This window comes from Geodermatophilus sp. SYSU D00698, from assembly GCF_054050335.1.
Window position 1 is genome coordinate 113,317 of sequence record NZ_JBJGZD010000007.1, and the last position, 22,587, is coordinate 135,903.

Annotated in this window: 23 protein-coding genes; 10 read left to right on the forward strand and 13 right to left on the reverse strand. The window is 75.1% G+C overall.

All coding sequences use genetic code 11. The features are described 5' to 3' along the window. Position 1: 1 nt before the first annotated feature. Positions 2-982, reverse strand: coding sequence for a YihY/virulence factor BrkB family protein (locus ACI8AB_RS08815; protein WP_456949811.1), 981 nt, complete (start codon positions 980-982; stop codon positions 2-4). Between the two features lie 115 nt (positions 983-1,097). Here ACI8AB_RS08815 and ACI8AB_RS08820 point away from each other — a divergent pair, with 115 nt between their 5' ends. After that, positions 1,098-1,907, forward strand: coding sequence for a sulfite exporter TauE/SafE family protein (locus tag ACI8AB_RS08820; protein ID WP_456902200.1), 810 nt, complete (start codon positions 1,098-1,100; stop codon positions 1,905-1,907). Between the two features lie 132 nt (positions 1,908-2,039). Next, positions 2,040-2,936 carry a hypothetical protein gene (locus ACI8AB_RS08825; protein ID WP_456949812.1) on the forward strand — a complete coding sequence of 299 codons (897 nt, stop codon included), beginning with the start codon at positions 2,040-2,042 and terminating at the stop codon, positions 2,934-2,936. A 39-nt stretch (positions 2,937-2,975) separates the two neighbouring features. Here ACI8AB_RS08825 and ACI8AB_RS08830 read toward each other — a convergent pair whose 3' ends face one another. Together ACI8AB_RS08830 and ACI8AB_RS08835 are read right to left on the reverse strand one after the other, a co-directional pair. Continuing rightward, positions 2,976-4,625 (reverse strand): AMP-binding protein, encoded by a 1,650-nt coding sequence (locus ACI8AB_RS08830; protein ID WP_456949813.1) that lies wholly within the window; start codon positions 4,623-4,625, stop codon positions 2,976-2,978. 7 nt (positions 4,626-4,632) lie between these two features. Continuing rightward, complete coding sequence (locus ACI8AB_RS08835; protein ID WP_387988902.1) at positions 4,633-5,604, reverse strand: cyclase family protein; 972 nt, start codon at positions 5,602-5,604, stop codon at positions 4,633-4,635. 117 nt (positions 5,605-5,721) lie between these two features. On the opposite strand from ACI8AB_RS08835, the gene ACI8AB_RS08840 reads away from it, so the two are divergent. Then, positions 5,722-6,993 (forward strand): hydroxyacid-oxoacid transhydrogenase, encoded by a 1,272-nt coding sequence (locus tag ACI8AB_RS08840; protein WP_456949814.1) that lies wholly within the window; start codon positions 5,722-5,724, stop codon positions 6,991-6,993. 66 nt (positions 6,994-7,059) lie between these two features. On the opposite strand, the gene ACI8AB_RS08845 is transcribed toward ACI8AB_RS08840, so the two are convergent. Together ACI8AB_RS08845 and ACI8AB_RS08850 are read right to left on the reverse strand one after the other, a co-directional pair. Continuing rightward, entirely contained in the window at positions 7,060-7,476 is a 417-nt protein-coding gene (locus ACI8AB_RS08845; protein WP_456949815.1) for a PaaI family thioesterase, read from the reverse strand. A gap of 191 nt (positions 7,477-7,667) precedes the next feature. Next, complete coding sequence (locus ACI8AB_RS08850; RefSeq protein ID WP_456949816.1) at positions 7,668-7,994, reverse strand: WhiB family transcriptional regulator; 327 nt, start codon at positions 7,992-7,994, stop codon at positions 7,668-7,670. 263 nt (positions 7,995-8,257) lie between these two features. Here ACI8AB_RS08850 and ACI8AB_RS08855 point away from each other — a divergent pair, with 263 nt between their 5' ends. From ACI8AB_RS08855 to ACI8AB_RS08880, 6 genes are all read left to right on the forward strand, one after another. After that, positions 8,258-8,599, forward strand: coding sequence for a YciI family protein (locus tag ACI8AB_RS08855; RefSeq protein WP_387988905.1), 342 nt, complete (start codon positions 8,258-8,260; stop codon positions 8,597-8,599). Position 8,600: 1 nt separating this feature from the next. Continuing rightward, a complete protein-coding gene (locus ACI8AB_RS08860) occupies positions 8,601-9,845 on the forward strand; it encodes an RNA polymerase sigma factor (protein WP_456949817.1) in 1,245 nt (414 codons plus the stop codon). Between the two features lie 158 nt (positions 9,846-10,003). Next, entirely contained in the window at positions 10,004-10,990 is a 987-nt protein-coding gene (locus tag ACI8AB_RS08865; RefSeq protein ID WP_456949818.1) for a BMP family protein, read from the forward strand. A gap of 62 nt (positions 10,991-11,052) precedes the next feature. Next, positions 11,053-12,603, forward strand: coding sequence for an ABC transporter ATP-binding protein (locus ACI8AB_RS08870; protein WP_456949819.1), 1,551 nt, complete (start codon positions 11,053-11,055; stop codon positions 12,601-12,603). Further along, the gene (locus ACI8AB_RS08875; protein WP_456949820.1) at positions 12,600-13,685 is read left to right on the forward strand and encodes an ABC transporter permease; all 1,086 of its coding nucleotides are present in this window, start codon (positions 12,600-12,602) and stop codon (positions 13,683-13,685) included. Before ACI8AB_RS08870 ends, ACI8AB_RS08875 begins: the two co-directional genes overlap by 4 nt. Continuing rightward, positions 13,682-14,611 (forward strand): ABC transporter permease, encoded by a 930-nt coding sequence (locus ACI8AB_RS08880; protein WP_456949821.1) that lies wholly within the window; start codon positions 13,682-13,684, stop codon positions 14,609-14,611. The genes ACI8AB_RS08875 and ACI8AB_RS08880 overlap by 4 nt, the downstream gene beginning before the upstream one ends. Before the next feature lie 41 nt (positions 14,612-14,652). Here ACI8AB_RS08880 and ACI8AB_RS08885 read toward each other — a convergent pair whose 3' ends face one another. From ACI8AB_RS08885 to ACI8AB_RS08910, 6 genes are all read right to left on the reverse strand, one after another. Continuing rightward, positions 14,653-15,915, reverse strand: a complete 1,263-nt coding sequence (locus ACI8AB_RS08885; protein WP_456949822.1) for a D-arabinono-1,4-lactone oxidase — start codon at positions 15,913-15,915, stop codon at positions 14,653-14,655. 23 nt (positions 15,916-15,938) lie between these two features. Further along, positions 15,939-17,285, reverse strand: coding sequence for a cytochrome P450 (locus ACI8AB_RS08890; RefSeq protein WP_456949823.1), 1,347 nt, complete (start codon positions 17,283-17,285; stop codon positions 15,939-15,941). A gap of 96 nt (positions 17,286-17,381) precedes the next feature. Further along, positions 17,382-17,849, reverse strand: a complete 468-nt coding sequence (locus tag ACI8AB_RS08895; protein ID WP_456949824.1) for a heme-degrading domain-containing protein — start codon at positions 17,847-17,849, stop codon at positions 17,382-17,384. After that, entirely contained in the window at positions 17,846-18,127 is a 282-nt protein-coding gene (locus tag ACI8AB_RS08900) for a YciI-like protein (protein WP_456949825.1), read from the reverse strand. The genes ACI8AB_RS08895 and ACI8AB_RS08900 overlap by 4 nt, the downstream gene beginning before the upstream one ends. Before the next feature lie 166 nt (positions 18,128-18,293). After that, a complete protein-coding gene (locus ACI8AB_RS08905) occupies positions 18,294-18,497 on the reverse strand; it encodes a cold-shock protein (protein WP_012948522.1) in 204 nt (67 codons plus the stop codon). 194 nt (positions 18,498-18,691) lie between these two features. After that, entirely contained in the window at positions 18,692-18,838 is a 147-nt protein-coding gene (locus ACI8AB_RS08910) for a hypothetical protein (RefSeq protein ID WP_387988915.1), read from the reverse strand. A gap of 205 nt (positions 18,839-19,043) precedes the next feature. On the opposite strand from ACI8AB_RS08910, the gene ACI8AB_RS08915 reads away from it, so the two are divergent. Then, positions 19,044-19,868 carry an alpha/beta hydrolase gene (locus ACI8AB_RS08915; RefSeq protein WP_456949826.1) on the forward strand — a complete coding sequence of 275 codons (825 nt, stop codon included), beginning with the start codon at positions 19,044-19,046 and terminating at the stop codon, positions 19,866-19,868. Positions 19,869-19,870: 2 nt separating this feature from the next. Here the strand turns inward: ACI8AB_RS08915 and ACI8AB_RS08920 are convergent, their stop codons facing one another. After that, entirely contained in the window at positions 19,871-20,059 is a 189-nt protein-coding gene (locus ACI8AB_RS08920) for a hypothetical protein (protein WP_387988917.1), read from the reverse strand. Positions 20,060-20,137: 78 nt separating this feature from the next. Continuing rightward, positions 20,138-22,561, reverse strand: a complete 2,424-nt coding sequence (locus ACI8AB_RS08925) for an MFS transporter (RefSeq protein ID WP_456949827.1) — start codon at positions 22,559-22,561, stop codon at positions 20,138-20,140. Between the last annotated feature and the right edge of the window lie 26 nt (positions 22,562-22,587).

Here is a 22,587-nt window from a genome sequence, read left to right on the forward strand (position 1 = left end):
CTCAGCGCTCGCCCGGGTAGGGCGGCGCGCTGTCGGCGACCACCGCGCCGCGCTCGCCGAGCGGCCGCTCGGGGCCCACGGTGGAGTCCCGGGCGGTCTGCCGCTCGGTCTCGGCGTTGACGACCGCGCCGACGAGCACGAGGAAGACCGTCGTCCACAGCCAGAACATGCTGATGGCCACGCCGGCGAGCGAGCCGTACGTCGCGGAGTAGTCGCCCAGGCTGCGGACGTAGGCGAAGAAGCCGATCGTCGTCGCGAGCCACAGCCCGGTGGTCAGCGCCGCTCCGGGGGTGATCCACCGCCACCGGGCCTGCCTGCGGTCGGGGCCGAACCGGTAGAGGACGGCGAGCACCGCGCTCATCAGCACCGCCGCGGCGACCCACGTCAGCACGGGGGCGACGTCACGGACGGCGCCCGGTGCCCCGGCGAGCGCACCCGAGACCTCGCCGGCGCCGGCGATGATCCCGCCGAGCAGGACCGCGCCGCCGAGGACGAGGACGAGCGCCAGCGCGCTGCGGCGGAGGAAGCCCCGGGTCTCGGTCTCGTGGTACGCGAGGGTCAGCCCGTCGATCAGGTAGGTCATCGCGGTCGTCGCCGTCCACAGCGCCGCGGCCAGGCCGCCGAGCCCGCGCCAGGTGTTCACGTGCGTGGAGGCGGTGGTGATCGTCGTCAGCTGGTCGACCACCAGCGACCGCAGGTCCTCCGGCAGCATCCCCGCCACCCCGGACAGCTGGTGCAGCGCGTCCTGCGGGGTGTTGACGACGCCGTACACCGAGACCGCCGTGACCAGCACCGGCGCCACCGACAGCAGCGCGAAGAACGCCACCGCCGACGCCTGCACCATGAGCCGGTCGCTGAGCACGTGGCGCGCGACGCGGCGCAGCACCCGGCGCCAGTCGCGGGCGGTGAGCCGGTGCGGCGAGTGTGCGTCGGCCGCCGCGCCGACGGGCGGCTGCCGGGTGCGCGCTCCACCCCCTGTCATCGCACCATCGCACCGCCGGACGCGACCGGCCGCAACGCGGCTCCCCGGACCCGGCCGTCCGGTCCCCTCCGGCGTCGGGGAGGCTGGCTGTCCGTGACCGCCCCGGGACGCACGCGTGACTGACCTGCTCCTGCCGGAGGGCCTGACGCCCTCCCTGCTCGCCCTCGTGCTCGTCGCGGCGCTGGCCGCCGGCTGGGTGGACGCCGTCGTCGGCGGCGGCGGGCTGATCCAGCTGCCCGCGCTGCTGCTGGTGCCGGGCCTGGCCCCGGTGCAGGCGCTGGCCACCAACAAGCTGGCGTCGGTGTTCGGCACCACCACCAGCGCGGTCACCTACCAGCGGCGGGTGCACCCGGACCTGCGGACGGCGCTGCCCATGGCCGCGGTCGCCCTGGTCGGCTCGTCCTGCGGGGCGTCGGTGGCGGCCCTGCTGCCGGCCGCGGTGTTCAAGCCGGTGATCGTCGTGGCGCTGGTCGGCATCGCGCTGTTCACCGCGTTCCGCCCGGCGCTGGGGGAGGTGACGGCGCTGCGGCACACCGGCCGCCGCCACCACGGCACCGCGCTCGCCGTCGGGGCGGTGATCGGCTTCTACGACGGCGTCCTCGGCCCCGGCACCGGCTCGTTCCTCGTGTTCGCCCTGGTGTCGCTGCTGGGCTACGACTTCCTCAACGCCAGCGCCAAGGCGAAGATCGTCAACGTCGCGACCAACCTCGGCGCGCTGGCGTTCTTCGTGCCGCACGGGTCGGTCGTCTGGGGCCTGGGCCTGTGCCTGGGCGCGGCCAACACGCTCGGCGGCTACGTCGGCTCCCGGACGGCGACCTCCCGCGGCACCGGGTTCATCCGCGTCGTGTTCCTCGTCGTGGTCACCGCGCTGGTCGTGCGGCTCGGCTGGGACGTGTGGACGGAGAACGTGCGCGCCGCCGGCTGAGGAGCCGGAGCCGATGGGCCCTCGACCCGGCGCGGACGCCGTGCCAGCCTGGGTCGCCGGTCCGGGGTCCGGCGCCGGTGCGCGCCCAGCCGACCCCGTCGCGGGCCGGGCACGACCGACAGGCGGCAGCCGATGGAACCCGTCGCACCGCGGACGCCGGACCCCGCCGAGGAGGTCCGCCCCGGCACCCGGTGGCTGCTGACGGCCTTCCTCGCGCTCACGCTGCTCGCCGTCTCCGAGCTGCTGCTGCTCGCCGACGTCGCCGACCGCTTCTGGGCCTGGTCCATCCGCACCGAGGCGACGGCCGCGTTCCTCGGCGCCGCCTACACCGCCGGCGCGGTGCTGTCGGTCCTCTCCCTCCGGCAGGACCGGTGGAGCCGGATCCGGGTGCCGGTCCTCACGGTCACCCTGTTCACCGTCCTCACCTGCGCCGCGACGCTGATCCACACCCACCGCCTGCACCTGCTCACCGGCGGGCCGGTCGCCCGGGCGGCGGCCTGGGTCTGGCTGGCCGTCTACCTCGTCGTCCCGGCGCTGTGCCTGGCGGTGGTCCTCGGGCAGGAGGTCCGCCGGGGCCGGCGCCCGCCCGTGCGGCTGCCGATGCCGGCCCGGCTCACCGCGCTGCTGCTCGTCGAGGGGGCGCTGCTGGCCGCGGCGGGCGCGGTCCTGTTCGCCGGCGGGCTCACCGTGCACCACCACGTGGAGACCGTCACGTCGTTCTGGCCGTGGGAGATCACGCCGCTGAGCTCGCAGGTGATCGGCGCCTGGCTGCTCGCCCTCGGGTTCGCCGCGGCGCTGTCGGTCCGCGAGCGGGACCTGGACCGGCTGGGCGTCGCGGCGGTCACCTACACCGTGTTCGGCGCGCTCGAGCTCGTGGTGGTGCTCTGGTACCGCCGCGACGTCGAGGCCGACGACCCGTGGCTGTGGGCCTGGGTGGCCCTGCTGGTCGCGGTCGTGGGCACCGGCGCGGCCGGGATCCGGGCCGCCCGGCCCACGTGGTCGCGCCGGCCGGGCGCGCCGGTGCGGTGACCGGGTCCCCGCCCGGGGCGGGGCGGGGACCCGGCCCGCTCACGTCCCCCGCAGCTCGCGGCGGAGGATCTTGCCGGTGACCGTCTTCGGCAGCTCGTCGAGCACGACCACGCTGCGCGGGTACTTGTAGGCGGCCATCCGCTCCCTGCAGTGCGCGATCAGCTCCTCCGGGGTGGTGCTGGCCCCCGGCCTGAGGCTGACGAACGCCTTGACCGTCTCGCCGCGCTTCTCGTCGGGCACGCCGACGACGGCGGACTCGCGGACGGCGGGGTGCTCGGCCAGGACGTCCTCGACCTCGCGCGGCCACACCTTGTAACCGGACGCGTTGATCATGTCCTTCTTGCGGTCGACGATGAACACCCAGCCCTGCGGGTCCATGAACCCGACGTCGCCGCTCCTCAGCGCCCCGCCGGGCAGGTTGGTCGTCGTCTCCTCGGGCTTGCCCCAGTAGCCGGCCACCACCTGCGGGCCCTCGGCCACGATCTCGCCGACCTCGCCCAGCGGCAGGTCCTGCCCGTCGTCGCCCTGGATGCGGACGACGGTGTTCGGCGCCGGCACGCCCACCGACAGTGCGCCCGAGTTCGGGTCCACCGGCGACGGCGACCCGAACGGCGTCACCGTCATCGGCGACGTCGTCTCGGTGAGGCCGTAGGCGTTGTGCACCTGCTTGCCGGTGGCCTCGAAGAACCCGCGCTCGGCGGCCGGGGAGATCGCGGCCCCGCCGGAGTAGACCGACGTGAACGAGTCGAAGTGCTCCTTGCGGAACCCCGGGGCGTTGAGCAGCGCGCTGAAGGCGGTGATCGCGCCGATGGTGAACGCCGGCCGGTGCTCGAGGAACGCGTCGAGCACCACCTGCGGCTCGAACCGGTAGGCCAGCACCAGCGGCGCCGGCACCAGCATGCTCACCGCCACGTGGCCGATCAGGCCGGTGATGTGGAACAGCGGCGCGATGCCGAAGATCGCGCCGTCCCGCCCGGCGTGGGTCCAGTCGCGGTAGACCTGCGCGGTGAAGCAGACGTTGCGGTGGGTGTTCATCGCGCCCTTGGGCACGCCCGTCGTCCCCGACGTGTAGGTCAGGAACGCGACGTCGTCGGGGCCCAGCTCCACCGGCGGCGGGGTCTGCCCGCGGTACCGCTCGACGAACTCGAGCAGGTCGGTGGTGCCCTCGTGCCGCTGCCTGGTGACGCCGGCGAACAGCCGCTCGTCGTCGCGGGTCTGCAGGTCCAGGCCGCTGGTGGTGAGCACCAGGCGGACGTCGGTGCCCGGGACGACGTCGCGGGCGACCTCGTCGTAGAGGGTGTCCAGGCACAGCAGCACCGTCGCGCCGGAGTCGGCCAGCAGGTAGGACAGCTCCCGCGCCCGGCTCATCGGGTTGATCGACACCATGACGCCGCCGGCCTTCCAGGTGGCGACCATGGCCACGACGAACTGCGGCACGTTCTGCAGGTAGACCGCCAGCCGGTCACCCGGCCGGAAGCCGGACTCCAGCAGCCCGGCGGCCATCGCGTCGGTCATCGCGTCGAGGTCCCGGCGGACGACCGTGCCGTCGAAGTAGCGCAGCGCGTCGCCGTCGGGGTCGCGCTGCACGCCGGCGCGGAACATCGACAGGGCGTCGCCGAACTCGATGTCGTAGTCCGGCGGCTGGTCGCCGTAGAGCGCCAGCCAGGGGCGGTCGTCGTAGACGCTCACGACGGGCTCACTTGAGGACGACGGGGTTGACCGGCGAGCCGCTGGCCTTGTGCACCTTGAGCGGCGCGGCGACGTAGAGGCCCTCGTACTGCCCGTCCTCGGCGGAGTCGGCGGCCAGCGCCTCGAGGTCGGCGATCTCGGTGAGGGTGACCCCGAGGTTGCGCATGAGCGCGTTGTGCAGCACCAGCGCGACGCCGTTGTTCGGGTCGGTGGTGACCTCGTTGGCGATGGTGTCGGTGACCAGGTTGGGGATCTCCATGTCCTGGAACCACCGCACCAGCTCCGGGCTGTAGACCAGGCCGGGCTCGTTGAAGCCGTCGTAGAAGGCGTCGCCCTGGTCGAAGAACAGCTGCAGGAAGTTCGTCCGGATGATCAGGACGTCCCGCTTGCGGATCTCCACGCCCTGCTGCTCGGCGCAGGCGAGCAGGTCCTCGTGGGTGAAGGTCTCGCCCTTGTCGAGGGTCGGCTTGCCGCGGAACCGGGCCATGTCCAGCAGCACGCCGCGGCCGACGACGCCGCGCTGCGCGATCGGCTCGACGCTGGCCTTGTCCATGCCGCCGACGGTGGTGCGGGCGTCGTAGCCGTTCCAGAGCTTGCCGCCGTACCAGACGTGGCCGAGGCCGTCGTACTGCGTGGAGCCCTGGAGGAAGGCGTTGATCTTGTCGTCGGCGTAGTGCAGGCCGCCGGGGTACTGCGGCGCGTCGTCGGAGTCCCAGGTGGACTCGTCGAGGATCTGGGTGCGCTCGGCGGGGGAGCGGCCGGGCCACACCGGGTCGCCCTTCGGGTCGCCGATCAGCCGCTGCAGCGTGAACACCTTGCCCTGCCGGACCAGCCCGACGGCGGCCAGCACCTGCTCGGGGCCGAGGTAGTTCAGGGCGCCGACCTCGTCGTCGTCGCCCCACTTGCCCCAGTTGGTGGGGGAGTCGGCGAGCAGGTCGTCGAGGGCGGGGACGGCGGTGGTCTCGGGTTCTGCGGTCACGGCTGACCTCCAGGGGAAGGTTGGTGGACGCACCCGACCCTGCCGCGCTGTGGTCCCCGCCACAAGGAGGGTGCAACGATCCGTGCAACCGGATCCGCCCGAGCCGAGGAGGCCGACATGACCGCCGAGTCCGTGTTCACCTACGGGGCGCCGCAGCTGAAGTTCGGCAGCGGGGCGTCGGAGGAGATCGGGTACGACCTCAGCCGCTTCGGCGTGCGGCGGGTCCTGGTGGTCACCGACGCTGGGGTGTCGGCCACCGGCCTGCCGCAGCGGGTCGCCGACCAGATGGGCCGCTTCGGCATCGAGGCGCGGGTCTACGACGGCGTGCACGTCGAGCCGACCGACGTCAGCCTGACCGAGGCGATCGAGGCCGCCCGCGAGTCCGGGCCGTGGGACGCGTTCGTCGCCGTCGGCGGCGGGTCGAGCATCGACACCGCCAAGGCGATCAACCTGCTCACCACCAACCCCGGCGAGCTCCTGGACTACGTCAACGTGCCGGTGGGGAAGGGGCAGGCGCCCACCGAGCAGCTCAAGCCGCTCGTCGCCGTCCCGACGACGACCGGCACCGGGTCGGAGAGCACGACCATCTGCGTGATGGACGTGCTGGCGCAGCGGGTGAAGACCGGCATCAGCCACGCGCGGCTGCGGCCCACCCTCGCCGTCATCGACCCCGACCTCACCGTCACCCAGCCGCCCGGGGTCACCGCCGCGGCGGGGATGGACATCCTGTGCCACGCGCTGGAGAGCTACACCGCCCGCTGGTACACGACCTACGACCGCAAGGCCCCCGAGCAGCGGGTGCCCTACTGCGGGTCCAACCCGATCTCGGACATGTGGTCGGAGAAGGCGCTGTCGCTGCTCGCGGGCTCGTTCCGGCGGGCGGTGCGGCACGGCGACGACACCGCCGCGCGCGGGGACATGGCGATGGCCGCGACCTTCGCCGGCATGGGCTTCGGCAACGCCGGGGTGCACGTCCCGCACGCCAACGCCTACCCGATCGCCGGGCAGGTGAAGGACTTCCATCCGAAGGACTACCCGGCCGGTGAGCCGATGGTGCCGCACGGGATGTCGGTGGCGCTGACCGCGCCGGAGGCGTTCCGGTTCACCTTCGAGGCCGCGCCCGAGCGGCACGTCCGGGCGGCGCAGCTGCTCGCCCCGAACGCCGGCCAGCCCGACGACCCGGCCGAGTTCCTGCCCACCGTCCTCACCGACCTGATGCGCGACATCGACATCCCCAACGGGATCGCCGCGGTCGGCTTCGACGAGGGCGACGTCGACGACCTGGTCGAGGGCACGATGAAGCAGCAGCGGCTGCTGGCCACCTGCCCGCGGGAGGTCACCGCCGAGGACGTCGCCGGGATCTTCCGCCGCTCGATGTCGCTGTGGTGACGTCGCTGTGGTGACGTCGCTGTGGTGAGCCCGCGCCGGTGAGCCGGGGCCGCCCCGCGCCGCGGATCAGCCCGCCGGGACGATCGTCTTCGTGACCTGCGCCGAGGCGACGAGGGCGCCGTCCACCGTCGCCTCGGACCGCAGGAACGCCACCGCGCGGCCGCGGCGCAGCACCGAGCCGGTGACGTCGACCCGCGCACCGGCGCGCACCGGGCGCAGCAGCGAGGCGGTGAGGTCGTGGGTGACCGCGTGCTCGGCGTCGCCCAGGGAGGGCAGCAGCGCGAGGAAGGCCGCGACGTCGAGGAAGGTGTAGACGACGCCGCCGTGCAGCAGCGCCGCCTGGTTCTGCGCGGGCGCGCCGACGGGGAACCAGATGCCGGCGGTCGGGTCGGCGGGGTCGCGCAGCTGCATGCCCAGGTGCCGGTGCAGCGGGATGTCGAGGACCGCCTGCACCCGGGCGGCGCCGACGTCGGGCGAGCTCACCGGCGGGCCGGCAGGTCGAGCACCCGGCGGGTGGGCAGCGCGGCCGTCGCGGGGACGCCGGGCGCCGGCCCCGGCGGGTGGTGGAACGGCACGACCTCGGCCACGGGCGGCTCCTTCGTCGGGCGGTGGTCCGGCCACGGGACCCGCGTCGGACCGTAACCCGCGGGACCGGGGCCGCCCCGCGCAGGCGGTCAGGCGCTGAGCCGCATGCTGCGGCGGGCCAGGCGCACCCGCCGCCGCTCACGCTCGGACAGTCCGCCCCAGATGCCGAAGCGCTCGTCGTTGGCCAGCGCGAACTCCAGGCACTCGGTGCGGACGTCGCAGCCGGCGCACACGCGCTTGGCCTCGCGGGTCGAGCCGCCCTTCTCCGGGAAGAAGGCCTCGGGGTCGGTCTCGGCGCACAGCGCGTCCAGCCGCCAGGTGGCGTCGCCGCCTGACAGGACGCTCCAGACCGAGCCGGCGAGCGCGTCGGGCTGCGCGGAGGACTCGGTGATCAGGCTGAGGCGGGAGGTCGGCACGGGGGGCTCCTCGGGGTCTGGGAGGTGGCGTGACCCGTGCGTGACGGACGGGTACGCCCTGACTGCTGACAGTGACGTTACGGAGTGCCCGACCCGTCGCGCACCGTCAGAACATCTGCGGAACCTGGCCGTCCGGTTGTCAGATCATGCCGGATACGACGACGCCCGGAAGTCCTTCCGCGCGAGCTGTCGATCTGGTGCGGTGCTGCGTGTCGTAGAGGTGGAGGGCCCGGCAGGCGGGCCCCCGGAGCCCGGAGGACACCATGACGAAGTACCTGGTCCTGATCTACGAGGACGAGGCGCAGTACGCCACCGCGACCCCCGACGTCTACGGCGAGATCATGGCCGAGCACGAGGCCTTCTCCGCGGGCGTCGAGCAGCTGGGTGCGAAGCTGCTCGGCGGCGAGGCGCTGGAGCCGACGACGACCGCGACCAGCGTGCGCGGCGGCGAGGTCACCGACGGCCCGTTCGTCGAGACCAAGGAGGCCCTCGGCGGCTACTACCTCGTCGACGCCCCCGACCTCGACACCGCGCTGGCCGTCGCGCGGACGGTGCCGGCCCGCTTCGGCGGCGTCGAGGTCCGCCCGGTGATGACCTTCGACTGAGGTGGCCCTCCCGACCGCCGACGCCGTCGCGGCCGCGGTCGCCGACGCGCACCGTCGCGAGTGGGCCTTCGTGCTCGCCGCGACGGTGCGCGTCACCCGCGACCTCGACGTCGCCGAGGAGTGCGTGCAGGACGCCTTCGCCGCGGCGCTGACCGACTGGGCCGCGCACGGCGTCCCCGCCCGGCCCGGCGCCTGGCTCACCACCGCCGCCCGGCGGCGGGCGCTCAACGTGCTGCGGCACCGCGGCGTCGAGCGGCGGCACCTGCCGCTGCTGGTCGAGGAGGACGTCGCGCCGGCGCTGGTGGACGAGGCGCACGGCTACCCCGACGACCGGCTGCGACTGGTGGTCACCTGCTGCCACCCGGCGCTGGACCGCCCCGCGCAGGTGGCGCTGACCCTGCGCCTGGTGTGCGGGCTGAGCACCGCCGAGGTGGCCCGCGCCTTCCTCGTCCCGACGGCGACGATGGCCGCGCGGATCACCCGCGCCAAGAGGAAAATCGCCGTCGCCCGCATCCCGTACCGGGTGCCGCCGCCCGCGGAGCTGCCCGAGCGGGTCGACGCCGTCCTGTCGGTGGTGCACCTGCTGTTCACCACCGGCCACACCACCCCGGCCGGGGAGGACCTGGTGCGCCACGACCTGGTGGAGCGCTCGGTCGGGCTGGCCCGGATGCTGCGCCGGCTGCTGCCGGGCGACCCGGCGGTGGCCGGGCTGCTCGCGCTGCTGCTGCTCACCGACGCCCGCCGCGAGACGCGCACCGGCGCCGACGGCCGGCTGCTGCTGCTCGAGGAGCAGGACCGCACCCGCTGGGACCGGGCCGCCATCGCCGAGGGCGTCGCGCTGGTCCGCGAGGCGCTGGGGGCCCGGCCGCCGTCGCGGTACGCGCTGCAGGCGGCGATCGCCGCGGTGCACGCCGAGTCGCCGTCGTGGGCCGACACCGACTGGGCGGAGATCGTCGCGCTCTACGGCGTCCTCACCGCGGTGTGGCCCTCGCCGGTCGTGGCGCTCAACCGCGCCGTCGCCGTCGGCTTCGCGTCCGGGCCCGCGGCGGGGCTGGCCGCCCTCGACGAGCTGGCCGCCGAGCCGCAGCTGGCCGGCTACGGCTACCTGCCCGCGGCCCGCGCGGACCTGCTGCGGCGCCTCGGCCGGGTCGCCGAGGCCCGCGACGCCTACGCCGAGGCGCTGCTGCTCACGGAGAACGCCGTCGAGCGGGAGTTCCTCGCCGGCCGGCTGCGCGAGCTCGGCTGAGCCGGGCCAGGGCGGTCGGCGAGGCTGCGACTCGATCACGGCTCGGCGCGGGGTGTTGTGTCCCACACGTCTCAGCGCTGAGATACCCGCACGATCTCCCAGCCGGTCGACGACGGGATGTGCCGCCCATGCGATCTCCTCGAACCAGTGCGAGTGCCGTGGCCGTAGCGGCCCTGCTCGTCCTCACCGCCTGTGGCGGGTCGAGCGACGGGGGCGGCGGCGGGGGAGGAGGCGACGGCGACGCGCCGCGGATCGCCGCCGTCTTCTCCGGCACCACCACCGACGCCGACTACACCTTCCTCGGCCTGCAGGCCCTGCAGGCCGCCGAGGAGGACCACGGCGCGGAGACCACCTACTCCGAGAGCGTCCAGGTGCCCGACGCCGAGCGGGTGCTGCGCGAGTACGTCGCCGACGGCTACACCGTCATCTGGACCCACGGCAGCCAGTTCTACGACGCCACGGTGGCCGTCGCCGAGGAGGCGCCGGAGGTCGTCTTCATCGCCGAGCAGGACACCCAGCCCTCCGACGTCCCCGACAACGTCTGGGTCCTCGACCGCAACTTCCACCTGGCCTTCTACCCGCTGGGTGTCCTGGCCGCCGGTGCCAGCCGGAGCGGGCGCATCGCCTACCTCGGTGGCGTGACGCTGCCCTTCTCCTACTCCGAGGTGCACGCGGTCGAGCAGGCGCTGGCCGACAGCGGGTCCACCGCGACCCTGACCCCCGTGTGGACCGGGGACTTCAACGACCCGACGCGCGCCCAGCAGTTCACCAGCCAGCTGCTCGCCGACGGCAACGACGTCGTCCTGACCTCGCTGAACCTCGGGGCCGTCGGCGCCTTCGAGGGCGTCGGCGACGCCCCCGCGGGCGTGCTCATGACGGCCAAGTACACCGACAAGTCCAACCTCGCCCCCGACCACTACCTGACGTCGGTGCTCTACGACTTCACGCCGATGCTCGACGAGATCCTCACCTCGGTGGAGGACGGCGAGACCGGCGGCTACCTCGGCATGGACTACGAGCAGGGCATCTCGCTCCAGCCACCGACCAACGTCGACCAGGCCGTGATCGACCAGGTCGACCAGGTCGTCGAGCAGCTCCGGTCCGGCGAGATCGAGGTCGAGCGCGACGTGACCCCGGTCGAGTGAGCGGCGCCATCGCGGCGGGCCCGGCCGGGGGTGCTGCCCCCGGCCGGGACCGCCCGCTCACGATGAACGGGATCACCAAGTCCTTCGGGACCGTCCGCGCCCTCGTCGACGCCGACCTGGAGCTGGCGCCGGGAGAGGTGCACGGGCTGGTCGGGGGCAACGGTGCCGGCAAGACGACGCTGATGAACGTCCTCTACGGCCTGTACCGGGCCGACGCCGGCGACGTCCGCGTCGACGGCCGCACCGTGCACATCCGGTCCCCGCGCGACGCCATCGCCCTCGGCATCGGGATGGTGCACCAGCACCTGCTCCAGGTGTCGAGCTACACCGTCCTCGAGAACGTGGTGCTGGGGACCACCGCCGGGACCGGTGGGCTGCGCGGTGCCGCACGCCGGATCACCGAGCTCTCCGACCGCTTCGGCCTGGCGGTGGACCCGCGGGCCCGCACCGACCGGCTGTCGGTGGGCGCGCGGCAGCGGGTGGAGATCCTCAAGGTCCTCTACCGCGGGGCCCGGGTGCTGGTCCTCGACGAGCCGACGACCAACCTCACGCCGCAGGAGGTCGACGGGCTCTTCGTCTCCCTGCGCGGCATCGTCGCCGAGGGCACCAGCGTCGTGTTCATCTCGCACAAGGCGCGCGAGGTGCTGGCCATCTGCGACCGGATCTCCGTCATGCGCGACGGCCGGCGGATCGCCACGGTGCCCCGGTCCTCGACCGACGCCACCGGCCTGGCCTCCCTCATGGTCGGCGAGCTGGCCGCGGAACGGACCTCCGAGGTCGCGGCGGCCCTCGGGGTCGGCGCGGTCGGGCAGACCCCGGCCGCGCCGCCCGCCGAGCAGCGGCGCCCCGACGCCGGGCGGGTGCGGCTGGCCGTCTCCGGCGTCACGGCCGACAACGACCACGGCGTCCCGGCGCTGCGCGGGCTGGGACTCGAGGTCCGGGCGGGCGAGGTGCTGGGTGTCGCCGGGGTGGCCGGCAACGGGCAGGTCGAGCTGGCGGAGGTGCTCGCCGGCGTCCGGCCGGTCCGTGCCGGCCGCGTGTCCGTCGACGGCACCGACCTGGCCGGTGCACCCACCCACCGCTGGCTGTCCGCGGGGGTCGCCTACGTGCCCGAGGACCGGCACCGGGACGGGATCCTGGGGGCGGCCACCGTCGCGGACAACCTGCTCCTGGGCGCCCAGAGGCGCGCCGAGCACCGTCGCGCCGGGCTGATCGACTGGCGGCGGGTGCGCGACCACGCCCGGGAGACCATCGACCGGTACTCGATCAAGGCACCCGGTCCCGACGCCCTGGCCGGGAACCTCTCCGGGGGCAACATCCAGCGGCTGGTGCTGGCCCGGGCCTTCGACCGGGAGCCCGCGGTCCTCGTGCTGCAGAACCCCACCCGCGGGCTGGACCTGCGCTCGACCCGCTTCGTCTACGACCGGGTCCACGAGGCCCGCGACCGGGGCTGCGCGGTCGTGCTGATCTCCGAGGACCTCGACGAGCTGAGCCTGCTCGCCGATCGGATGGTCGTCCTCTACTCCGGGGAGGTCGTCGGGGAACGGGCCCGCGGGGACTACGACGTCTACGAGCTCGGCCGCCTCATGGCCGGGGTCCAGGAGGACGCATGAGCGCCCCCGTCCTGACCGACACCGACGCGCCGGCCCCAGCGCCCTCGGGGCCCCTGGCCCGGCTGCTGCGCGGGCTCCTGCCCTATGCGCTCGCGCTCGTGCTGGCCTTCGCCGTCTCCGGCGTCGTCATCGCGGCCCTGGGCTACGACGTCGTCGAGGCGTACCGGACGATCCTGACCACGTCGTTCCGCACCGGGTTCGGCTTCACCGAGACGCTGACCAAGTGGGTGCCGCTCACGCTGCTCGCACTGGGCTTCACCATCCCGCTCGCGGTGGGGCGGTTCAACATCGGCGGTGAGGGCCAGCTCCTGGTGGGGGCCACGGCCGCGGCCGGGGTGGGGATCGTCTACGCCGACCTGCCGGCCGCCGTCCTGCTGCCCCTGGTGGTCCTGGCCGGGGTGCTCTCCGGCGCGGTCTGGGCCGGGATCGCGGCGCTGCTGATGGGGCGCTTCCGGGTCAACGAGATCCTCAGCACCGTCCTGCTGAACTTCGTGTCCTTCCAGGTGCTCGACTACGCCGCGACCGAGGTGTGGCCGGACCCCGCGGCCGGGGTGGCGGCCACGCAGCGGGTCGGTGAGGGCGCCGAGCTGCCGGTCCTGGGCGGGCCGCCGGGCGTGCACGCCGGCATCCTGCTCGCGCTGCTCGTGGCGGCGGTGACGGTCGTGGTCATGCGGCGCACGGCCGCGGGCTTCGATCTGCGGGCGGCGGGGGTCAACCCGCGGGCGGCGGCCATCAACGGCATCCGGGTGGAGAAGGTCGCCGTCCTCGCGCTGGTCGTCGGGGGCGCGCTCGGGGGACTGGCCGGCGCGCTCGAGGTGGGTGGCGTGCACGGGCGCGCCATCGAGGGCATGCAGTCCAACTTCCTGCTGCTCGGCATCATCATCGGGCTGATCGCCCGGGGCAGCGCGCTCTGGGTGCCGGTGGTGGCCTTCGGCATCGCGATCCTCGAGGTGGGCGCGAGCTCCATGCAGCGCACCGTCGGGGTCCCGGCCGAGATGGTGCTCATCATCGAGGCGCTGATCCTGATCTTCCTGCTGCTCTCCGACGTGATCGCGGGGCGGCTGGCGCGGAGGGTGGCATGACCGAGTTCGCGTCCCTGGCCCAGCTCACCGTCGTGGCCATGGTCCCCTACCTGCTCGCCTCCCTCGGCACGATGATCGGCGGCCTGACCGGCGTCTTCAGCGTGTCGCAGGAGGGCGTGATGCTCCTCGGGGCGGCCGTCGGCTTCCTCGTCAGCTACGGCACGGGCAGCACCACGGTCGGCATCCTGCTGGCGGCCGGGACCGGGGCGGTGTTCGGCGCCGCCCTGGGGTGGGCGACGACCATCCTGCGGCTCGACCAGTTCGTGGTCGGACTGGCGCTGTTCTTCGCCGCCACGGGCCTCGCGGGGCTGCTGTACCGGATCGTCATCGGCCAGGGGGCGACGACGCCGCGCGTCGACACCCTCCCGCGGCTGGAGATCCCGCTGCTGAGCGACATCCCGGTCCTCGGGACCGCGCTGTTCTCCCACAACGTGCTCGTCTACCTCACCGCCCTGCTCACGGTCGGCGCGTGGTTCTTCCTCTACCGCACCCGGGCCGGCCTGGACCTGCGGTCGGTGGGGGAGAACCCCAAGGCGGCCGACAGCCTGGGCATCCCGGTGGTGCGCAACCGGCTGTGGACGGCCACCGCGGGAGGCGCGCTCATGGCGGTGGCGGGGGCGTACCTGCCGCTGGTCTACACCGGGACCTACACCGACACCATCGTCGGCGGCCGCGGCTGGCTGGCGATCGCCCTGACCTTCTTCGGCGGGTGGCGGCCGCAGTTCATCGCCCTCGGCGCCCTGTTCTTCGCGGCCATGGACGTCGTCGCGCTGCGCGCCGAGGTGGCCGGCATCGACATCCCCAGCCAGGTGCTGCTGGTGGTGCCCTACGTGGCCACCCTGCTGGTGATGGTGTTCGCCTTCCGGTGGGCGAAGGTGCCGGAGTTCCTCGGCCGCAACTACGACCGCGAGTCCCGGACCGCCTGACGTCGGCGGGGCCGGCCGGTCCCCCGGAGCCGGCCGGCCCCTCAGGCGAACGCGGCGACCGTCCGGTCGAGGTAGTCGTTGCGGAACGCGCCGCGCGGGTCGTACCGGCGCACCAGCGCCCGGAAGTCGGCCATCCGCGGGTAGAGCCCGGCCAGCTCCGCGGCCTCCGTGGTGAACAGCTTGCCCCAGTGCGGGCGGGCGCCGAACGGCCGCAGCGCGGCCTCGATCTCCGGCAGCACCGCGGTCACGGCGGGCTGGTCGGGCAGCCAGGTGAAGTGCAGCGCCATGACGTCGCCGCCCGACGCCGGGCTCAGCCACAGCTCGTCGCCGGCGACGGTGCGGATCTCGCTGACCTGCAGCAGCGGCGCGACCCGGTCGGCGAGCCCGCGCAGCGCCTCGAGGGCGGCGCGGCCGTGCCGGCGGGGGACGAACCACTCGCTCTGCAGCTCGTCGCCCTTGCTGGGGGTGAACTCGGCGCGGAAGTGCGGCAGCCGCTCGTGCCACTCGCCGGGGACGCCGAGCTGCTGGGTGAGGTTCTCGACCGGGGTGTCCGGGAGCATGTGCGTCGGCTCGGTCGCCGCGCGGGCGCCGAAGAAGTCCTCGGGTGCCGCCGGGTCCTCCGGCCGGGACTTGACCCACACCGAGGTGACCCGGTGCCAGTCGGTGAAGACGCTGACGCTGTAGGCGGCGTCGGCGACGCCGTCGAGGTCGGCGAACAGCCGGTCCCAGGTCATGTCGACGTAGACGGTGTTGGCGACGTCGAAGGTCGGCTGGAACCGCAGCGCGACCCGGGTGACGACGCCGAGCGCGCCGAGGTGGACGACCGCGCCGGGCAGGTCGGCGTCGTCCTCGCCGAGCACGACGACCTCGCCGTCGGAACGCACCAGCTCCAGCCCCGCCACCGACGTGGCGAGCGAGCCGTTGCGGTTGCCCGAGCCGTGGGTGCCGGTCGCGGTCGCGCCGGCGACGGTGATGTGCGGCAGCGACGCCAGGTTGTGCAGCGCCCGCCCGGACGCGGCCAGCGCCCGGACCAGCTCGCCGTACCGCATCCCGGCCGGCACCCACAGCACGCCGCCGCCGTCGTCGTCGATCCGCGCGACCTCGACGCCGGTGTCGAGGTCGTCGAGGACCACCAGGTCGGCGGTGGTGTCGGCGATGTCGTTGAAGCAGTGCCGCGAGCCGAGGGCCTTGACCCGCTCGCTGCCGGCGACGACCTCCTGCACCTCGGCCACCGTCCGCGGCCGGTGCACCCGCGCGGCGCGGTAGGTGAGGTTGCCGGCCCAGGTCCGCAGCGGGGTCTCCACCGGTGGCACGCTACGCGGCGCCCTCAACGGGCGAGGCCGGCGGCGGGGGACAGCGCCGGGGTCAGCGTGACCGGCAGCGACTCCCAGCCGCGCAGGATGACCGTGCTCCGGCGGCGCCCGGCGCCGGCGGCGGCGAGGTCGGGGAACCGCTCGAACAGCGCCAGCAGCGCCACCTCGCCCTCCATCCGGGCCAGGGCAGCGCCCAGGCAGAAGTGGATGCCGCTGGAGAAGGCGACGTGGTCACGGGCGTTGCGGCGGGTGACGTCGAAGGCGTGCGGGTCGTCGAACACCCGCGGGTCGCGGTTGGCCGCGGCGAGGACCAGCAGCACCAGGTCGCCCTCGGCGATCGGCACCCCGTGCACCTCGGTCGCGCGCCGGGCCCGCCGGCCGGTCCGCTGCACCGGCGACTCCAGGCGCAGCACCTCGTCGACGGCGTTCGGCCACAGCGACGGGTCCTCGGCGAGCAGCCGGCGCTGGGCCGGGTGCGCGAACAGCAGCGCGGCGCCGTTGCCGACGAGGTTCACGGTCGTCTCGAAGCCCGCGCCGAACACCAGCGCGGCGGTGGCCATGAGCTCCTGCTCGGTGAGCGCGGCGCCGTCGTCGTCGGCCGCGGTGACCAGGCCGGACAGCAGGTCGTCGCCGGGCTCGCGGCGCAGCCGGCGCAGGTGGCCGCGGAACCAGGCGTCGAGCTCGCCGAGGTTGCGCTCGACCTCGCGGTGGGTGCGCCAGGACAGGCCCATGTCCAGGCTCGGGGTGGCGCCGTCGGCCCAGGCGAGGAACTGCTCGCGCATCGCCACCGGCACCCCGAGCACCTCGGAGATGACCGTGACCGGCAGCAGGCTGGCGTAGCGGGCGACGAGGTCGACCTGCCCGCCGGTGGCCGCGGCCTCGCGCTCGAGGTCGTCGAGCAGGGCGTGGGCGATCTCGCCGGTGCGCTCGCGCAGCCGGGCCACCGCCCGGGCGGTGAAGGCCCGGCTGACCAGCCGGCGGTAGCGGGTGTGGTCGGGCGGGTCGACGGCGAGCATCGACGGCGGGTCGATCGGCCCGACGCTGGGCCGGGGGCCGGCCAGGCGCAGCGCCAGCCGCAGCACCGGCGGCAGGCCCTCGGTGCGGTTGCCGCCGATCTGGCCGAAGTCGTCGCTGCGCAGGACGTCGGTGCAGACGTCGTGGTGCACGCTGACCCGGGCGAACGCGCCGCCGGCGAACGGTGCCGGCGTGCGCAGCCGCTCGTAGTGGGCGTGGGGGTCCTCGCGCACGACCGGGTCGCGGAGGACCTCGGCGTCGGGGTTGCCCGCCCGGGCCCGTGCCCGGATCGCCAGCCGCATCGCGCCGTGCGTCGCGGCCCAGCGGACCGCACTGCGCACCGTCACGTCCCCGCACCTCCGGAGTCCCGTCCTCGGCGCCGTCACCGTCGACGGTGCACATCCTGTGACACGGGTCCCACAGGTACCAGTACCGACCCGTACTCAGCGGCCGAGGTGCGCCCGCATCGCCGCGACGACCATCCGGTGGTCCTCCAGCTGCGGCAGCCCGGACACGACGACGACGCCGACCGGGCCGACGTCGCGCACGAGCACCGGCACGGCGCCGCCGTGCGCGGCGTACCGCCGGGGGTCCAGCCCGGAGGACTCCTCGAACGTCGTGCCCTTCTCCACCCAGGACTGCCGGACGTACAGCGAGCTGTGCCCGAAGCGGTGCACGGTCCGGGCCTTGCGCGCGATCCAGTCCGCGTTGTCGGGGGTGGCGCCGGTCAGGGCGGCGGAGAACAGCCGGTGCCCGTTGCGCCGGATCTCGACCGCGACCGGCGCGTCGGCGCGGCGGGCTCCGGCCACGAGCGCCGAGCCGAGGTCCCAGGCGTCGTCGTTGGTGAAGGTTGTGAACCGCAGCTCGTCCTCCTCGGCGGCGAGCTCCGCGACGGTCGGGAAGCCGCTCACGACTCCCGCCCCCCGACGACGACGTCCCACGGCCGGACCGTCCAGCCGGTCACCAGGCCGTGGACGACGTAGGGGTCGGACTCGGCGAAGCGCTCCACGACCTCGCGGTCGGCCGTCCAGACCAGCAGCGCCCGGTCGAACGGGTCCGGCTGCGCGCCGGCGAGCAGCAGCTCACCCCGCTCGTGCGCCGCGCGGGCGAGCGCGAGGTGGTCCTCCCGCAGCGCGGCCCGCCGCTCCAGGTAGTCGTCGGCCAGGGAGTACTCGAGCAGCAGGTACATGGCCGCCACTCTCACACGGGGGCGTGCCCGCCGGGCGCCCCGCGGTCCGGCGGTCCGGTTCCGGGCCCGGGGACGACGGGACCCCCGCGGCCGAGGGGCCGTGGGGGTCCGGTGGTGGTGCGGCGGGAGGACACGGCGCGGTCGCGCCGCGTGCCCCCGGTGGTGCTCAGATCGCGCGGACGTTCTCCGCCTGGGGGCCCTTCTGGCCCTGGGTGACGTCGAACTCGACGCGCTGCGCCTCGTCCAGCGACCGGTAGCCGGAGCCGCTGATCGCCGAGAAGTGGCAGAAGACGTCGGGGCCGCCGCCGTCCTGCTCGATGAAGCCGAAGCCCTTCTCCGCGTTGAACCACTTCACGGTGCCCTGGGTCATGTCGTTCTCTCTTCCGTGCTGGGGGTGTCGGTCCGGCAGGTGCCGGCGCCGGGTCGCCGCACCGACCGGCAGGACCGAGAGGAACGTCAGGCAGAGACGACTGCGGACGTCCGAGAACGAAGCAGAGGCACGACAGCGACCGGAGGCCACTGTACCGGCTCCCGGCGCGGGGGCGGCGGCCGTCCCCGCCGTCGTCACCAGCGGAGCGGGTCGGTCAGCCGGGACTGTGCCGTGCGGCAGACCCGGCAGTTCCCCCAGGCGAGCAGGGACAGCGGTGTGGTCGGGGAGCCGCACTCGGGGCAGTCCACCGGCTCGTCGGACCGGGCCCGGGCGTCGCGCATCTCACTCGAGCGTCGCTCGTGGACGGTCTCGTCGCCCCGGCAGGGGCATCCGAGGTGGGCTTCGGCGCAGCGTCCGCGGTGTGTGGGAACGGGACCTCCTCCGGTCCGTCCCGACGCTACCGGTCGCGGGCCCTCCTCGGGTGCGTCCCGCGGCGCCGCCCGGTCCGGCGGGGTGGCGGTGCGGGCCGTCCGCGACCATCGGGCCGTGCGCTCCGGACCGCGGGCGGCGCTGGCCGTCGTCGTCGTGTTGGCTGTGGTCGTGGGCCTGCTGTGGACGTTCCAGCGGCGCCTGGTCTACCTCCCCGACGACGGCCCGCTGCCCGCCGCGGCCGTCGCGGTGCCCGGCGCCCGGGACGTCGGGCTGACCACCGCCGACGGCCTGACCCTGGGCGCCTGGTTCGTCCCCGGCCCGGCCGCCGACGCGCCCGCCGTCCTGGTGGCGAACGGCAACGGCGGGCACCGGGGGCTGCGCGCGCCGCTGGCCCGGGCGCTGTCGGACGCCGGGCTGGCGGTGCTGCTGTTCGACTACCGCGGCTACGGCGGCAACCCGGGCAGCCCGAGCGAGGAGGGCCTGGCGCTCGACGTCCGGGCCGCGCGGACCTGGGTGCTCGAGGAGGCCGGCGTGCCCGCCGGCCGGCTCCTCTACTACGGCGAGAGCCTGGGGGCGGCGGTGGTGACCGAGCTGGCCGTGGAGCACCCGCCGGCCGGGCTGGTGCTGCGGTCGCCGTTCACCGACCTGGCCGCCGTCGGCGCCGAGCACTACCCGTTCCTGCCGGTCCGGCTGCTGCTGCGCGACCGGTACCCGGTGGCCGAGCGGGTCGCCCGGGTGCGGGTGCCGACGACGGTCGTGCTCGGCACCGCGGACACGATCGTGCCGCCGGCGCAGAGCCGGCGGGTGGCCGACGCCGCCGCCGCTCTGCACCGGCTGGTCGAGGTCCCCGGTGCCGACCACAACGACCTCGTCCTGCTCGACGGCGCGGCGCTGGTCGACGCCGTCGTCGAGCTGGCCGCGCTGACCGCCGGGGAGTGAGGTCAGCGCGGCTCGTCCGGCAGGACGCTGCCCACCAGGCGCCGGCCCACCCAGTGCAGGGCCTCGTCCCCGGGCGCGGGGTCCCAGCCGGCGGGCGAGAGGTACACCTCCCACAGGTGCACCTGGGCCTGCCAGTACCGGGTCACCGCCTGCCGGACCCGGCCCGCTGTGCTCGCGGTCAGGATGTCCATGCCCCAGGATCGGTCGCCGCGTCGCGCCGCGACAGGGGTGTCCCTGCCGGGGACCGCAGCAGTTCTGCCGGATCCGGCTCAGGGACTCGCCGGCGCGGAGGTGGTGGTGCCCGAGGTGGTGGTGCCCGAGGTGGTGGTGCCCGAGGTGGTGGTGCCCGAGGTGGTCGCGGTCCCGGTCGACGGCGTGGTCCCGGTCGGGGTGGTCGTCGTCGTCCCCGCCGGTGGGGTGGTGGTCGTGGTCGGTGGGGTCGTGGTCGGTGGAGTCGTGGTCGGTGGGGTGGTGGTGGTCGCGGGCGGCGTGGTGGTCGGGGTGGGCGTGGTGGTCGGCGCCGGCGGCGTGGTGGTCGGGGCAGGCGGTGTGGTGGTCGCGGGCGGCGTGGTGGTCGGGGTGGGCGGTGTGGTGGTCACGGCCGGTGGGGTCGTGGTCGGTGGGGGCGTGGTCGGGGTGGGCGTCGCCGTCGCGGCCGGCGGGGTGGTGGCCTCGGGTGGAGTGGTGATCTCGGCCGGCGGGGAGGTGGTCTCGGGTGGAGCGGTGGTCACGGCCGGCGGGGTGGTGGTCTCGGCGGGCTGCGTGGTCGGGGCCGCCGTGGTCGGGGCCGCCGTGGCCGGGGCCGGCGCGGGCGCGGCCGTGGTGGTGGGCGCCGGCGCCGGCGTGTCCGGGGGCGGCTCGGACGTCCCGGGGAGCGCGGTCGCGTCGGTCGCGGGCGGAGGCACGACCGCGGCGGAGGTGGGGGACAGCTGCGGCGGGGCGGTCCGCGGCGCCTCGGTCAGCGCGGCGGGGACGGTGTCCGGCACGTCGGTCGACCGCGTGAGGACCTGGGTCAGCAGGACGACACCGCCGAAGAGGCCCAGCACCATCCCGCCCACCAGGGCGACCTCCACACCCCGCGGCAGGCGCCGGGTCGGGACCACCCGGGACACCGGCGCGACACCCACGACCGGCCGCCGACGGGCCACCACCGAGACGACCGGACCCAGGGCGCGTCCGATGCCGCGGTGCCGGGCCTGCGCCCGCCGGGGTGCGAGCACGGCGGACAGCAGCGCACCGCCGAGCAGGACCGCCGCCCCGACGCGCAACGTGACGGCGTAGCCGGCGGCGAACGCCTCCCGGGCGCCGTCGGCGACCGCCGCGCCGGCGGACCCCGAGCGGCCGGCCACCTCGACGGCCTGCGCCATGCCGGACCTCGCCCAGGCGGAGGTCTGCGTGGGCAGGTCCGCGACCACGGGGGACAGGTCGCCCCGGTAGACGGCGAGCAGGACACCGGCGGCGACCGCGCCGCCGAGCGCGCCGCCGACCCAGCGCGTCGCGTCCCCGACCGTGGCGGCGGGCGAGCGCCGGTCGGCGGGCAGGCCCTCGGCGATCAGTGCCGTGGCCGAGATCAGCGCCTGGCCGAAGCCGATCCCGAAGAGGAACGTCGCCGCGGGGAACTGCCACAGCGGCGCGTCGCCGTCGGCCTGCCGGGACAGCAGGAACGCCCCGATGCCCATCTGGAGCAGCGCCCTCGTCGTGACCGCGCGGGGGCCCTGCCGGCGCAGGACCGGGGCGATCCGCACGGCCACGGTGGTGCCGACCGCCATCGGAAGCAGCCACAGCGCGGCCTCCAGAGGCGAGAGGCCGCGCACGTACTGCAGCCACTGCGGCGCGAGGAAGAGCAGACCGCAGGCGGCGGCGAACTGCAGGAGGACGACGGCACGGCCCAGGGACAGGCGCCGGTCGCGCAACAGCCGGACGTCGACCAGCGGGTGCCGGCTGCGCAGCTGGTGGCGGGTGAACGCGGCCAGCGACACCGCGCCGACGGCGAGGGCGCCGAGCGTCGTCGCGTCGGTCCACCCGCGCACGGGCCCCTCGATGACGCCCCACACCGCACCGCCGAGACCGGCGAGGGCGAGCACGCCGCCGAGCGGGTCCAGCGGCCGGTCCGGGTTCCGCGAGGCCGGGACGACGACGAGGCACAGCACCAGGACCAGCCCGGCGAGCGCGCCGGAGGCGACCTGCACGCTGCCCCACCAGGCGACCTCGAGCAGCGCGCCGGCGAGCAGCAGCCCCAGCAGCACCCCCGCGCCGGAGACCGCGGCCCACACGCCGATCGCGGAGGCGTGGCGCTCGGCGGGATGGGCGTCGACCAGGACCGACAGCGTGGCCGGCACGACCGCCGCCGCGCCGGCGCCTGCCAGCCCGCGCAGCGCGACGAGCGCGACCGGGTCGGTGACCAGGCCCGACGCGGCGGTGCAGGCGGCGAACACCGCCAGGCCCAGCAGCAGCGCGCCGCGCCGGCCGAAGCGGTCGGCGGCGACGCCCAGCGGCAGCAGCAGCGCGGCGAAGGCCAGCCCGTAGGCCTGGACCGCCCAGGTCAGCTCGGTCTGCGTCGCCCCGGTGGCGCGGCCGAGCTCGGGCAGGGCCAGCGCGAGCGAGGGGGCGGCTCCGACGACCAGGGCCGAGGCGGCGCCCGTGGCGGCGAGCAGGGTGCCGAGGCCGCCCCGGGCTCCTCGGGCGTCGGGCATGCTGGACTCCAGACGATCGCCTGACA

What these genes read in the sequence shown, in the direction of transcription:
- ACI8AB_RS08815 (WP_456949811.1), bottom strand. Translation starts at nt 982, where the DNA reads ATGACAGGGGGTGGAGCGCGCACCCGGCAGCCGCCCGTCGGCGCGGCG.
- ACI8AB_RS08825 (WP_456949812.1), top strand. Translation starts at nt 2,040, where the DNA reads ATGGAACCCGTCGCACCGCGGACGCCGGACCCCGCCGAGGAGGTCCGC.
- ACI8AB_RS08840 (WP_456949814.1), top strand. Translation starts at nt 5,722, where the DNA reads ATGACCGCCGAGTCCGTGTTCACCTACGGGGCGCCGCAGCTGAAGTTC.
- ACI8AB_RS08855 (WP_387988905.1), top strand. Translation starts at nt 8,258, where the DNA reads ATGACGAAGTACCTGGTCCTGATCTACGAGGACGAGGCGCAGTACGCC.
- ACI8AB_RS08870 (WP_456949819.1), top strand. Translation starts at nt 11,053, where the DNA reads ATGAACGGGATCACCAAGTCCTTCGGGACCGTCCGCGCCCTCGTCGAC.
- ACI8AB_RS08875 (WP_456949820.1), top strand. Translation starts at nt 12,600, where the DNA reads ATGAGCGCCCCCGTCCTGACCGACACCGACGCGCCGGCCCCAGCGCCC.
- ACI8AB_RS08880 (WP_456949821.1), top strand. Translation starts at nt 13,682, where the DNA reads ATGACCGAGTTCGCGTCCCTGGCCCAGCTCACCGTCGTGGCCATGGTC.
- ACI8AB_RS08900 (WP_456949825.1), bottom strand. Translation starts at nt 18,127, where the DNA reads ATGTACCTGCTGCTCGAGTACTCCCTGGCCGACGACTACCTGGAGCGG.
- ACI8AB_RS08905 (WP_012948522.1), bottom strand. Translation starts at nt 18,497, where the DNA reads ATGACCCAGGGCACCGTGAAGTGGTTCAACGCGGAGAAGGGCTTCGGC.
- ACI8AB_RS08910 (WP_387988915.1), bottom strand. Translation starts at nt 18,838, where the DNA reads ATGCGCGACGCCCGGGCCCGGTCCGACGAGCCGGTGGACTGCCCCGAG.
- ACI8AB_RS08920 (WP_387988917.1), bottom strand. Translation starts at nt 20,059, where the DNA reads ATGGACATCCTGACCGCGAGCACAGCGGGCCGGGTCCGGCAGGCGGTG.
- ACI8AB_RS08925 (WP_456949827.1), bottom strand. Translation starts at nt 22,561, where the DNA reads ATGCCCGACGCCCGAGGAGCCCGGGGCGGCCTCGGCACCCTGCTCGCC.